The following is a 12,201-nucleotide window of genomic DNA, read 5'->3' on the forward strand; positions in this document are numbered from 1 at the left end:
AACCGGACAACACCTCCGACGTGAACGAGAGTCGGGCCGATTCAGCCAGTAACCATCGTCCAAGTCCGCTCGCGTGATCACCCGAGCGTCGTGTCAACGGTAGATGGCGACCGGGCGCACCATAACCGTCGGGTAGGTGAAGGACTTGTCAGCGTCGCTGATCGTGACTCCCATGCCCTCTGAGGCCGTAGCAAGGCCATCGAGCGCTTCCGTGATCTTGGCCATCTCTGCATCTGTTCGCGGCGCGTCACTCAGTGCGCGAATAGCAGCCAGCGATTCGCCCCGATCCAGAAGGGCAATCACTTGGAGTACAACCTTGTACTCACCGTCCATGTTGGCCTTGTCGCCGACGAAGTGATTGTCACTCAATGCGCCGACAAGCAGCGGTGATCGTACGGCCAGAGGATAGATGTAGACCAGGTTCGATGTCGCTCCGTCCGCGCCCTTGACCATCCCTCGCGCCTGGCTCGCAACCTTCTTGATCCCAGCAAGTTGCGAGGTCTGAACGGTTACGAACGAGTCAGGCTTATTGGCGTTGTCCACGTAGGCGAAGAAGATCGCGAAGACCTTGTGAACAGGCGCGAATTCGACGCGCGCCTTTACCTCGAGCGTGTCACCGACCTCGAGTTCATTGCGCGTTTCTTCGTCCCACGCAGTGAGTTCTCCCAAGCCGTCTTCCGCTCTCAAGTACTGGTACCACGCATCGAAAGCGGAGAAAGCCGTTCGGGTGCGGACGAGGTTGGCGGTAACGTCGGCTGTCTTTCCCTTCTTGGCAGCGAGCTTGGCAGGCCCGTAGCCAAGGCTTGCATCGAGCCCGGCCTCCTTTACTACCTTCGATTGCTCGATGATCTCGTCGACTTTCCCTGCCTCCATCGCGCTGAGCGCGTTTACCACTGCTGAATCATCCAGATAGAGGAAGTCTCGATGTAGTTGCCTCTTCGGCTTCTTGTATCCACCCACGTGAGTCATGATATTCACCTGGTCCAACTCGGTGCGGTAACAGACATTGTGGACCGGCCACTCTGCTACGTGGCTCGCAAGCCGATCCCTCTCCGGACGGCCACCGTCCCATGAGGTGGGCGTCTTGTCAGGCGGGCGTCACAGTTAGCTGTTGCTGGCCATAACGTTGTGATCACGTAGGAAGGTCGCGGCAGGAGGCTCCGCCTCTGCGCGCGTCATCTCGGATTGGCTACAGGTACCTGCAGACCTCGTCGGCGTTGCAGGTCTCGGGTTCGGGTTCTGCGGCTGCGTCGCGGAGGGCGGCAACGTTGTCGCGGAGGGAGACGAGATCCGAGATCTGGCGCTCAATGTCCTTCAGACGAACGTCTAGGAGGTCCCGGACGTGGCCGCAGGGAATCTCGCCTCCATCGCGGATGTCGAGGATCTGTTTGATCTGCGCGAGGGTAAGTCCGGCAGCCTGGCCGCGGTGGATGAAGTCGATCCGAGTCGCTGCTTCCGGATCGTAGTCGCGGTATCCCGACGCGGTGCGCTCGGCCGCGGGAAGCAGGCCCTGCTCCTCGTAGAACCGCAGGGTCTTGGCGGTGGTGCCGGCCGCCACGGCGAGTTCGCCGATCCTCATCTGGGTCTCCGATGTGTCACAGGTCGCACTTGACCTTCCCCCGTACTGGAAGGTCCATTGTGGCTGCATCAAGAGCAATTCTCAAGACTCAGGGGAGGAATCGGGATGCAGTCCAGGTACGACCTTGCGATCATCGGATCGGGTGGCGCCGCGTTCGCCGCCGCCATCCGCGCGACCACGCTCGGCAAGTCGGTGGTGATGATCGAGCGCGGCACTTTCGGCGGCACGTGCGTGAACACCGGCTGCGTGCCGTCGAAGGCGCTCATCGCCGCCGCTGAGGCCCGCCAGACCGCTGCCGAGGCGGGCAACCGTTTCCCGGGGATCGCCACCACAGCGGACGACGTGGACATGCCCGCGCTGATCAGCAGCAAGCAGGACCTCGTCGAGGAACTTCGGGGTGAGAAGTACGTCGACGTCGCCGACGCCTACGGCTGGCAGATCCGCCACGGCGACGCTGCGTTCGCCGGCACGCCAGAAGCGCCCGTTCTTGAGGTCACCGCGACTGACGGTGCGGTCGAGACGATCGACGCTGATCACTACCTGGTCGCCACCGGCGCCAGCGCATGGGCCCCACCGATCGACGGTCTTGAGGAGGCCGGCTACCTGACCTCGACCACGGCGATGGAGTTGACCAAGGTTCCCGACTCGCTGCTGGTGCTCGGCGGCGGCTACGTCGCCTTGGAGCAGGCCCAACTGTTCGCCCGGCTCGGGTCGAAGGTCACCCTGCTGGTTCGTTCCCGGCTGGCGTCGAAGGAGGAGCCGGAGGTATCCAAGGCGCTGCAGGAGGTCTTCGCCGACGAGGGCATCCGCGTGGTCCGCCGTGCGGTCCCGACCCACGTTGCCCGTGACGACGTCAGGGGCCAGGTTGTTGTCACCGCTGACATCTCCGGCGGCGAGCAGGAATTCCACGCCGAACAGGTCCTCGTCGCCCTCGGCCGCCGACCGGTCACCGATGGGCTGAACCTCGATGCGGTGGAGGTGAAGACCGGCGACACGGGCGAGATCGTGGTCACCGACCAACTGCAGTCCTCCAACCCCCGGATCTGGGCAGCCGGCGACGTGACCGGGCACCCCGAGTTCGTCTACGTCGCCGCCCACCACGGCAACATGGTCGCCGAGAACACGTTCGCTGGCGCTGAGCGGTCGGTGGACCACAGCCGGCTGCCGCGGGTGACCTTCACCAGTCCGGCGATCGGCGCGGTCGGGATGACCGAGGCGCAGGTGCTCGCTGCCGGGATCCGCTGCGACTGCCGCGTCCTGCCGCTGGACTACGTGCCCCGGGCGCTGGTCAACCGCGACACCCGCGGCTTCATCAAGATCGTCGCCAACGCTGAGACCGGCGAGATCCTCGGCCTCACCGCCGTCGCCAAAGACGCCGGCGAGCTCGCCGCCGCCGGTGTCCACATCCTCGGCAAGACCGTCACCGAGGTCGCCGACGCATGGGCGCCCTACCTGACCATGACCGAAGGCATCCGGATCGCCGCCAAGGCCTTCACCACCGACATCTCCAAGCTGTCCTGCTGCGCGTGACCCGCAGCCGACAGCCTCCACCCGACTCATGAAGAAGGTACCGCCATGTCGGAGCTCACGACGCAACTGCCCGAACGACTCAACAACACCGAAGAGACCGGCCTTGACGCCGTCCTATCGATCCCGCTGCTGCGGCTGATCGTCGAGGGCGGCCCGGTCACCGTCGTTAGCCGTTGACGGACGTGCGCCGCAAGTTGCTTCCGCGGAACAGGTCGACGCCGATTCCGACGACGCCCGTGCCGATCCCGATGGCGGCGGCCACCACGAGAACCGGACCCAGAGGGATCATCGCGTCCGCAGCGAATGCAAAGTACGGACCGCTGCCATCGGGGGTTGGCCACGCTTGGACTCCCACGTTGAGCAACGCTAGTGCGGCCAAAATCCACAGGCTCCACACAGCGATGAGGGCGGCGGTGTTGCGCGTTGGGGACATGAACGTGCTCCTTCGGTTGGTCGTGCTTTTCAGCGTGCGGCGGAGGTTGTGCGGAGATACAGCGGTAAGGAAGGCGCCGGCCGCAATCTGCATCGGCGTGATCCCGGCATCGCGTGCGTAGTGCAGATCTGCGATCCACGCCTCGTTGAGAGTCGCGCGGCAGTGGGGGGCGATGAGCAGCGAACTCGCGCGCACGATCAGCTCGGCAACGTTCATGCCAACCTCGCCCGCGCTTGCGGGGCAGGAGCGTGGCGCGCGACGTAGTCGTTCACGACATGCCGTGCGCCGGTGCGGCCGGCCTCGGTGAATCGAAACAGTCTGCGGCGCGGACCGGTGCGCTCCTCGTCGACATCCCAGCTCCCCGCAACCCACCCGCCCTCTTCCAACCGGCTGAGGATCGGATAGATGCTCGCGGGTGTTCTCCCGGACTGCTTGGCGATCGCGAGACCCCACATAGGCTCATCGGCTTCGAGCAGCACGGTGAGCACATCCACTGTCGGCGCTGTGACTCGTTGGATTGGACCCATGCATTAAAACTAGCTATACAAAATAAGCTCGTCAATACGTTTAGGTCACTTGCCCGAAGACGGTCGGTGGGCGCGCAGACTGTGCCGGAACGGGACGGCTCGGCTGCTGCTGACGGGAGACGTCTCACAAGGCCCGTGCAATGAAATGCCCGCTCACCGACCCCCATCCGAGCGAAAGTGCGCGTGGGTGGATCACAGCTACGACACCGTGTCAGAGGTGGGCCCCGTGGGGCTCGAACCCACGACCCGCGGATTAAAAGTCCGATGCTCTACCGACTGAGCTAGAGGCCCTCAGCGATCCAGCCTAATGCGCCGGAGGCGCGGCATCCGCACGTCACTCGTCCTTCGACGCGTTCCTGGTCGAGTCGAAGATCACGCCGACCATGATCCCGAACGACAGTCCGAAGATCATGCCCATCGCGAAGTTGTCGAAGAACACGAGGCCGACCATGCCACCGATCGGCATGCCCAGCGCGATGCCATAGGTGATCCCGGTCAACGCCGTCGACTCGTTCGACTGGTCCTTCTCTTCCTCAGCCATGCCTCGACGCTACGTCGCTCGCCGCACCGCGGCATCCATCGCACGACGGAAAAGTCCCCAGACATGCAGCGACGCCGCCGAGATACAAGGAGTCTCGACGGCGTCGCTGGGCTGGGGAGCGCGGATTACATCGGGGGCATGAGCACCGTGTCGATGAGGTAGACCGTCGCGTTGGCGGTCTGGACGCCACCACAGATGACCGTGGCCTCGCCGTTGACCATCAGCTCGTCGCCCGAGCCGGTGACCTCGAGGTCAGCGCTGTTGACGGTGGTGTGCGTGCCGGCGATCTCGTCAGGCGCGATCTGGCCGGGGACGACGTGGTACGTCAGGATCGCCGACAGCGTGTCAGCGTCGGTCTTGAGACCCTCGATGGTCTCGGCCGGGATCTTCGCGAACGCGTCGTCGACCGGAGCGAAGACGGTGAACTCGTCACCGTTCAGGGTGTCGACGAGGTTGACGTCGGGGTTCAGCTCACCGCTGACCGCCGAAACGAGCGTCGTGAGGAGCGGGTTGTTGGATGCCGCGACCGCAACCGGGTCCTGGGCCATGCCCTCGACCGAACCGGCGCCATCCGGCACAGCCTCGGCGTAGTCGGCGCAACCGGCGCCCACGAGGTTGGCGGCGGGGTCCATCGTGTCGTCGGTCATGCCCTCGTCAGTCTCGGGCGCCTCCGACTCCATGGGTGCGTCGGGCTCGGTGTTCGGCTCTTCAGCCGCGCCCATCGAGCAGCCGGCGAGCGCGAAGGCTCCAGCCAGGGACAAGGCGAGAACTGCGGTGGTCTTCTTCTTGGTGCTGAGCATGATTGCCTCCTGTGATCGGACCGCCCTGTCGAGGCGGTGATACCAGGGGTTCGGAGCACCCCCGCAATCGGATGGGAGAAGTTTCAAACTTGTTCGCAACAACAGCGGTCGCAATCCGAAATGCAGCGAGTGTCGAAGAGATAACAAGTCAGCGGCATCCGCCAACGCGCGGGTGACCGCATGCAAAGGAGAGTCGGGTGATACGGCATGCTGGAGATGATGGTTATCGACGGTGTTGACGTTCCCGACGACGGGCCTGCGGTCGACGCGCCCGCCGAACTGCTGGTGCGCGTCGCCACCGGAGACCAGTCGGCCTTCGCAGAGCTGTACGACATGCTCTCCTCGCGCGTCTTCGGTCTCATCCGCCGGGTCCTCGTCGACCCGTCGCAGAGCGAAGAGGTGCTGCAAGAGGTGTTCCTCGAAGTGTGGCAATCCGCTTCGACGTTCGCTCCGAACAAGGGGCAAGGGAGAAGCTGGATCCTGACGATCGCCCATCGTCGGGCAGTGGACCGGGTGCGCTCGTCACAAGCGAGTACTGACCGGGACGTGCGCATCGGAGCCCGCGATGCACACACTCCCCAAGAAGGTGTCGCAGAGCAGGTCGAGCTGCGCATCGAGGGACGCCGCGTCGTGCGGGCCCTCGGAACGCTCCCCGACCCGCAGCGCGAGGCCCTCACCCTCGCCTACTTCGGGGGATACAGCCAAAGCGAGATCGCTGCACTGGTGGGAGCGCCGCTCGGAACGATCAAGACCCGAATGCGCGACGGATTGTCGCGACTGCGAGAAGAGATGGGGGTGTCACTGTGAACGAGAAGGACTTCGCCGAGCTGTCTGCCGGCTACGCCCTCCACGCGCTGTCGCCCGACGACGAGCGCGCATTCCGCGCCGCCCGCGCCGCCCACCCGGAGTGGGCCTCACTGACCGACCTTGACGACGAGGCCGCCGCCTCACTCGCCGACGGCTTCGGCGAAGAGGCGCCGCCGGCTGAGACTCGCGCCGCCCTGCTCGCGAAGATCGCGAACCTGCCGCAGCTCGACCCGACTGCGCCGAAAACTCACCCCGGCGTCGCGCTGAGCCTCCCGATTCCGTCGGACGACGTGGACGTAGTGGATGCCGGTGCGGATGCCGCGGACCCGGATGCCACGCACGTCGTTGACGTGATCCCCGCCGAGGACATCGCGACGAGCGTCGTGCCCACTGCTGCGGCGCCGGTCGAGCCGGTCGCTGAGACTGCTTCTGACGCGCCCGCGGACGCGAAGCCTGCTGACGCTGAGCCCGTCGATGACGAGCCCGCGCTCCCGCCGGTGCCCGCCGTTCCCGCGGCGGCCGCTGCGGAGGCCGAGCCCGTGCCCTCCACCGCACCTCCGACCGAGGTCGTGCAGACCATCCAGCGGAAGAACTGGACGCGGGGGCTCTTCGCCCTCGTGGCATCCGCTGCCCTCCTCGTCGGTATCGGTTGGGGCGTCGGCGCGATCGTCGATCAGGTACGCACCCCGATCGAGATCCAGGCGCTCAAGCAGATCGAGGCAGCCGCAGACGTGCAGTCCGTCGTCGGGCAGTTCTCCGAGGGTGGCGAAGCGACCGTGCACTGGTCGGAGACCGTCGGCAAGGCCGTGCTCACCACCGACGAGACGCCGAGCATCGACGACGACCGTTCGTTCGAGTTGTGGGTCATTCGCGGCGACGACGCGCCCGTGGCAGCGGGTGTCTTCGAGCCCGGTGAAGACGTCACGGCGCTCATCGACGGCGACGTCGAAGCCGGCGACACGATCGCGGTCACCGTCGAAGCCCAGGGCGGATCGCCCGACGGCACCCCGACGACCGACCCGATCATCGCCATCGCGACGAACCCCGGCGACGAGTCCTGACGGCCGTCGCCCGGGGTGCCGCCGGTACCCTGGAGTGATGTCCGACGCGCCCCGCGACTTCCACAAGCCGGTCCGCCGCTCACCGGATTCGTTCGACCGCAACTATGCGGCCGACGACCCGGCAGAGGTGAGCCGCGTCGCACACGCGACCGCGTCGGCGCTGCTCGCGCGGGTGCGCGAAGCCCCGCACGACGATGTCGTCGACCGGCTCGTGCAGTTCACCGACGCGCACGGTATCGCCACGATCGCCGAGCTTTGGTCGCACTCGCCGGCGCGGTCACTGCCCGGCGCGCTGTGGCGGCTCTACCTGCTGCAACTGATGATCCACGACGACGCGGCCACCGCAGCCGTGCTCTACGAACGCGGCCGCACCCGCCTCGCGTCGGCCGACCCGGTCATCGCCGGTGCGCCCGCGCCCGCCGGACCTGATGAGCTCGTCGCGCTGATCGACGAGATCCTCCGCGGCGTGTTCGCGGGCGACTTCGCGCTCGCACTCGAGCGTGCGGCGTCGTTCTCGCGGGTCGTCGCCGCGGGGTCGACCGATCTCGCCGACGATTACGACGCCACCGAGCCCGGCCGTGCCTCGCAGTTCACGACGCGCGCGCTGCGCCTCGACACATACGCCGGAGATCTCGCGACAGCCGCGGGCCTGTGGCGGCGCGAAGCGCTCGTCTGAGCTGCGGCATCCGCCCGTTTTCGGGCATGAAAGTGCCGGACCGCAGAACGCCTCTCGGCGCGTGGCCGCTCGCAGCGGCTGAAGATGGAGCCCGGGGTTACTGCGGCCCGGCTGTACCAGTGTAACGAACGACACCGCGGGGTATTCCCTCGCGCGTAGGCTCGGGGCATGGCTTGGCGATACGCGCTGATGATCGATCCCGTGGGTTCAGCAGATTCCCGCACCAACTTCGCAGAGACGTTCTCAGAGGTCGACCCGTCGGCCCCGGCGCTCACCGTCGGCGAGCTGAGCACGCAGCGGGGCGACGGCATCTTCGAGTCGATCGGCGTCGTCGATGGGCACGCGCAGGAGGTCGAGCCGCACCTGCAGCGGCTCGCGCACTCGGCGCAGATCTGCGAGCTGCCGGCACCGAACCTCGACCAGTGGTGCGAGGCCGTCCGGCGCGCCGAGGCGGCGAGTGGTGCGGGGGAGTCCGTCATCAAGCTGATCCTCAGCCGCGGCGTCGAGCACGGACCCACCCCCACCGCGTGGGTGACGGTCGCCCCGGCCGCCGACTTCACCGCCGCGCGCACCGAGGGAGTCCGTGTGGCCGTGCTCGACCGTGGCTACAGCATCGACCTGCCGGCGCGCGCCCCGTGGCTGCTGCTCGGCGCGAAGACGCTGTCGTACGCCGTGAACATGGCGGCGATCCGTGAGGCGAAGCGCCGCGGCGCCGACGACGCGGTCTTCGTCAGCTCCGACGGCTTCGTGCTCGAGGCGCCGACCGCGTCGCTCATCATCCGTCGGGGCGACACGTTCGTGACGCCGGCGCCGAACGGCGGCATCCTGCACGGAACCACTCAGCTGAGCCTCTTCGAGCACCTCGCCGACCGCGGCTTCGCGACCGCCTACGAAACCCTCCCGGTCTCGGCCCTCACCGCAGCGGATGCCGCGTGGCTCCTCTCCAGCGTCCGCCTCGCCGCCCCGATCACCGCCGTCGACGACCGCCCCTTCGCCGTCGACGCCGACCTCACCGCGTCCTTCAACACCTACCTCCTGAGCCCCCGCGACTGACCCGTCCGCGCGCGTGTCGGATTGCGATGGATCCGCCCCGACACGCCGGCGCCGACACGGATGCCGCGGCGCCCCGCGGCATCCATTGCAATCCACCCCGCAGCCCCGCAGGGGAGGAGTCCGTGCAAGATTGCAACAGATCGCAGGCGACGCACCGGCTCAAGACCAGGGGAGGCCGCGTGTCGGCGGCATCCATTGCAGCCCGCAACCCGCCCGCACGACCCCCACACGAACAGACGCGCCGGCACGGAACCCGAATCCGTGCCGGCGCGTCACCAGCGTCGTCCAGCCCCCCGGCTGCGACGCGGGGTCACCCGAAGCGGCCCGAGACGTAGTCCTCGGTGGCCTGCACGGACGGCTTGGTGAAGATGGTGCCGGTCTCGTCGTACTCGATGAGCTTGCCGGGCTTGCCGGTGCCGGCGATGTTGAAGAACGCGGTCTTGTCGGACACGCGCGACGCCTGCTGCATGTTGTGCGTGACGATGACGATCGTGTACTCGCTCTTGAGCTCCTGAATGAGCTCCTCGATCGCGAACGTCGAGATCGGGTCGAGGGCCGAGCAGGGCTCGTCCATCAGCAGCACGTCAGGGGAGACGGCGATCGCGCGAGCGATGCACAGACGCTGCTGCTGCCCACCCGACAGGCCCGAACCGGGCTTCTCGAGCCGGTCCTTGACCTCGTTCCAGAGGTTCGCTCCGCGCAGCGACTTCTCGACGAGAGCGTCGGCGTCGGACTTCGAGATGCGCGAGTTGTTGAGCTTCACGCCCGCGAGCACGTTGTCGCGGATCGACATCGTCGGGAACGGGTTGGGCCGCTGGAAGACCATGCCGATCTGGCGGCGCACGAGCACGGGGTCGACGCCCGGGCCGTAGAGGTCTTCGCCGTCGAGCAGCACCTCACCCTCGACGCGGGCGCCGGGGATGACCTCGTGCATGCGGTTGAGGGTGCGAAGGAAGGTGGACTTGCCGCAGCCGGACGGCCCGATGAAGGCCGTGACGCTGCGGGGCTCGATGTCGAGGGACACACCCTCCACCGCGAGGAAGTCGCTGTAGTAGACGTTGAGGTCGTTGACTTCGATGCTCTTTGACACGTCGGGTACTTTCTGTCGGATGCCGCGGGTCAGCGGCCGAACTTGGGGGCGAACTTCTTCGCGACGAACCGTGCGACGAGGTTCAACACCATGACGATGATGATGAGGGTGAGCGCGCCGGCCCAGGCCCGCTCGAGCGCCGCGGCGACGTTCGTGCCGGGGTTCTGGAACTGGTCGTAGACGAAGACCGGGAGGGTCATCATCGGCTGGTCGGTGGCGTTCAGGTTCAGCGACTGCGTGAAGCCTGCGGTGAGCAGGAGGGGAGCCGTCTCGCCGATGACGCGCGAGATCGAGAGCATGATGCCCGTGGTGATACCCGCGATCGAGGTGGGGAGGACGACCTTGACGATCGTCAGCCACTTCGGCACACCGAGCGCATAGCTCGCTTCGCGCAGCTCGTTGGGCACGAGGCGCAGCATCTCCTCGCTGGAGCGGACGACGACCGGGATCATCAGCACGCTCAGCGCGAGCGAGCCCATGATGCCGGTGTTGAGGCCCGGATCGATGAGCGCGAAGAGCGCGACGATGAACAGACCCGCGACGATCGAGGGGATGCCGGTCATGACGTCGACGAAGAACGTGATCGCCTTGGCGAGCCGGCCGCGGCCGTACTCGACGAGGTAGATCGAGGTCAGCAGTCCGATCGGTACCGAGATCACCGCGGCGATGCCGGTGACGATGAGCGTGCCCCAGATGGCGTGGACCGCACCGCCGCCCTCGCCGACGATGCTGCGCATCGAGAACGAGAAGAACGTTCCGTCGAAGCGTGCGATGCCGTTGACGATCACCGTGTAGAGCAGGGAGATCAGCGGCAGCAGCGCGATCGTGAACGCGATCGATACGAGCACGGTCGCGAGCCGGTCCATCGCCCGGCGGCGCGTCTCGACGACGGTCGAGAGGACGACGAGGACGATCGCGAACACGACCACGCCGATGAAGACGGCGCCGGCGATGTTGAAGTCGGCGGCATCCCCGCCCATGTTCACGACGGTGAACGCAGCGAGCGAGAGTGCGAGGCTCCCGGCGAGGATTGCCCACGGCATCCACTTGGGCAGCTGCCCGGCGGTCAGCGAGTTGCCGACCGGGCCCTTGGTGCGGGTGATCGTGGTCATCAGTTCGCTCCAGAGAACTCGGCGCGGCGGTTGACGATCCAGCGCGCGAGGGCGTTGACCGCGAAGGTCACGATGAAGAGGATGAGGCCCGTCGCGATGAGGACGTTGACGCCGTCGCCGTAGGCCTCACCGAAGTTGAGGGCGATGTTCGCGGGGATGGGCGTCGGGTTGTTTGAGGTGAGCACCTGGAACGACACGGCGCCGGTGGCCGAGAGCACCATCGTGACGGCCATCGTCTCGCCGAGCGCGCGACCGAGGCCGAGCATTGCGCCCGAGACCATGCCGCCGCGGGCGAAGGGGAAGACGGCCATGCGGACCATCTCCCAGCGCGTCGCGCCGAGGGCGAGTGCCGCCTCTTCGTGGAGGGTGGGCGTCTGCAGGAAGACCTCGCGCATGATCGCGGTCATGATCGGGAGGATCATCACCGCGAGCACGAGCGACGCGGTGAGGATGGTGCGGCCCGTCGGCGACACGGCACCGGCGAACAAGGGGATCCAGCCGAGGGTGTCGTTCAGCCAGACGTAGAACGGCTTCAGGATCTGCGAGAAGACGAGTGCACCCCAGAGGCCGTAGACGACGGATGGGATGGCTGCGAGCAGGTCGATGATGTAGCCGAGCACCGCGGCGATTTTGCGCGGTGCGTAGTGCGAGATGAAGAGTGCGATGCCGACCGCGAGCGGGGTGGCGACGACGAGTGCGATCACCGATGCCCACAGGGTGCCGAAGACGAACGGCCACACGTACTCGAGGAACGGCGTCCCGTTGAGGAACTGCGTCTCGTTCGGGTCGCCCGCGAACGCGGGGATGCTCTCCACGATGAGAAAGAGGGTGACTGCTGCGAGGACGAGAAGGATGATGATGCCGGCGGCGAGGGCGCTACCGGAGAAGACGACGTCGCCGCGGCGGCGGACCTCGCGCTTCGTGCCGGCCGAGTCGACGGCAGGGGTCGGGGTGGGGGGCATCGCAGTCCTCGGGTTGGAAGCGGGCGGACG

General features: G+C 66.8%; 15 protein-coding genes and 1 tRNA gene. 6 read left to right on the top strand and 10 right to left on the bottom strand.

All coding sequences use genetic code 11. From position 1 onward, the window contains the following. Positions 1–93: 93 nt before the first annotated feature. Together QNI14_RS10835 and QNI14_RS10840 are read right to left on the bottom strand one after the other, a co-directional pair. Positions 94–960 carry a DUF6414 family protein gene (locus QNI14_RS10835; RefSeq protein WP_283716598.1) on the bottom strand — a complete coding sequence of 289 codons (867 nt, stop codon included), beginning with the start codon at positions 958–960 and terminating at the stop codon, positions 94–96. Between the two features lie 229 nt (positions 961–1,189). Then, positions 1,190–1,579, bottom strand: coding sequence for a heavy metal-responsive transcriptional regulator (locus QNI14_RS10840; protein ID WP_283716599.1), 390 nt, complete (start codon positions 1,577–1,579; stop codon positions 1,190–1,192). 105 nt (positions 1,580–1,684) lie between these two features. Here QNI14_RS10840 and merA point away from each other — a divergent pair, with 105 nt between their 5' ends. Further along, positions 1,685–3,109: a mercury(II) reductase gene (gene merA, locus QNI14_RS10845; RefSeq protein WP_005882720.1), complete on the top strand. Its 1,425-nt coding sequence runs from the start codon at positions 1,685–1,687 to the stop codon at positions 3,107–3,109. Positions 3,110–3,154: 45 nt separating this feature from the next. Continuing rightward, on the top strand, positions 3,155–3,286 hold the full coding sequence (locus QNI14_RS10850) for a hypothetical protein (RefSeq protein WP_283716600.1): 132 nt from the start codon (positions 3,155–3,157) through the stop codon (positions 3,284–3,286). On the opposite strand, the gene QNI14_RS10855 is transcribed toward QNI14_RS10850, so the two are convergent. The 5 genes from QNI14_RS10855 to QNI14_RS10875 form a co-directional block, all read right to left on the bottom strand. Continuing rightward, positions 3,276–3,758: a hypothetical protein gene (locus QNI14_RS10855; RefSeq protein ID WP_283716601.1), complete on the bottom strand. Its 483-nt coding sequence runs from the start codon at positions 3,756–3,758 to the stop codon at positions 3,276–3,278. The two genes, QNI14_RS10850 and QNI14_RS10855, sit on opposite strands and share 11 nt — an antisense overlap. Next, positions 3,755–4,069 carry a PadR family transcriptional regulator gene (locus tag QNI14_RS10860; RefSeq protein ID WP_283716602.1) on the bottom strand — a complete coding sequence of 105 codons (315 nt, stop codon included), beginning with the start codon at positions 4,067–4,069 and terminating at the stop codon, positions 3,755–3,757. The genes QNI14_RS10855 and QNI14_RS10860 overlap by 4 nt, the downstream gene beginning before the upstream one ends. Before the next feature lie 218 nt (positions 4,070–4,287). After that, a tRNA-Lys gene (locus QNI14_RS10865) sits at positions 4,288–4,360 on the bottom strand. A gap of 43 nt (positions 4,361–4,403) precedes the next feature. Beyond that, the gene (locus QNI14_RS10870; RefSeq protein ID WP_283716603.1) at positions 4,404–4,610 is read right to left on the bottom strand and encodes a glycine zipper domain-containing protein; all 207 of its coding nucleotides are present in this window, start codon (positions 4,608–4,610) and stop codon (positions 4,404–4,406) included. A 125-nt stretch (positions 4,611–4,735) separates the two neighbouring features. Then, positions 4,736–5,410 carry a fasciclin domain-containing protein gene (locus tag QNI14_RS10875; RefSeq protein ID WP_283716604.1) on the bottom strand — a complete coding sequence of 225 codons (675 nt, stop codon included), beginning with the start codon at positions 5,408–5,410 and terminating at the stop codon, positions 4,736–4,738. 207 nt (positions 5,411–5,617) lie between these two features. Here QNI14_RS10875 and sigK point away from each other — a divergent pair, with 207 nt between their 5' ends. The 4 genes from sigK (at position 5,618) to QNI14_RS10895 (ending at position 9,007) form a co-directional block, all read left to right on the top strand. Beyond that, positions 5,618–6,217, top strand: a complete 600-nt coding sequence (sigK, locus tag QNI14_RS10880) for an ECF RNA polymerase sigma factor SigK (protein ID WP_283716605.1) — start codon at positions 5,618–5,620, stop codon at positions 6,215–6,217. Next, positions 6,214–7,278, top strand: a complete 1,065-nt coding sequence (locus QNI14_RS10885; RefSeq protein WP_283716606.1) for an anti-sigma factor — start codon at positions 6,214–6,216, stop codon at positions 7,276–7,278. The genes sigK and QNI14_RS10885 overlap by 4 nt, the downstream gene beginning before the upstream one ends. 37 nt (positions 7,279–7,315) lie before the next feature. Continuing rightward, positions 7,316–7,954: a DNA-directed RNA polymerase subunit beta gene (locus tag QNI14_RS10890; protein ID WP_283716607.1), complete on the top strand. Its 639-nt coding sequence runs from the start codon at positions 7,316–7,318 to the stop codon at positions 7,952–7,954. A 168-nt stretch (positions 7,955–8,122) separates the two neighbouring features. Beyond that, positions 8,123–9,007, top strand: a complete 885-nt coding sequence (locus QNI14_RS10895; protein WP_283716608.1) for an aminodeoxychorismate lyase — start codon at positions 8,123–8,125, stop codon at positions 9,005–9,007. A gap of 310 nt (positions 9,008–9,317) precedes the next feature. Here QNI14_RS10895 and pstB read toward each other — a convergent pair whose 3' ends face one another. Genes pstB through pstC form a run of 3 tightly spaced genes read right to left on the bottom strand, consistent with a single transcriptional unit; the run spans position 9,318 to position 12,171 of the window. Next, complete coding sequence (gene pstB, locus QNI14_RS10900; protein WP_064003118.1) at positions 9,318–10,097, bottom strand: phosphate ABC transporter ATP-binding protein PstB; 780 nt, start codon at positions 10,095–10,097, stop codon at positions 9,318–9,320. Between the two features lie 29 nt (positions 10,098–10,126). Continuing rightward, the gene (gene pstA / locus QNI14_RS10905) at positions 10,127–11,209 is read right to left on the bottom strand and encodes a phosphate ABC transporter permease PstA (RefSeq protein ID WP_283716609.1); all 1,083 of its coding nucleotides are present in this window, start codon (positions 11,207–11,209) and stop codon (positions 10,127–10,129) included. Next, positions 11,209–12,171: a phosphate ABC transporter permease subunit PstC gene (pstC, locus tag QNI14_RS10910; RefSeq protein WP_283716610.1), complete on the bottom strand. Its 963-nt coding sequence runs from the start codon at positions 12,169–12,171 to the stop codon at positions 11,209–11,211. Before pstC ends, pstA begins: the two co-directional genes overlap by 1 nt. Positions 12,172–12,201 lie beyond the last annotated feature (30 nt).

Source organism: Microbacterium dauci, assembly GCF_030065535.1.
GTDB classification, from domain to species: Bacteria; Actinomycetota; Actinomycetes; order Actinomycetales; family Microbacteriaceae; genus Microbacterium; species Microbacterium dauci.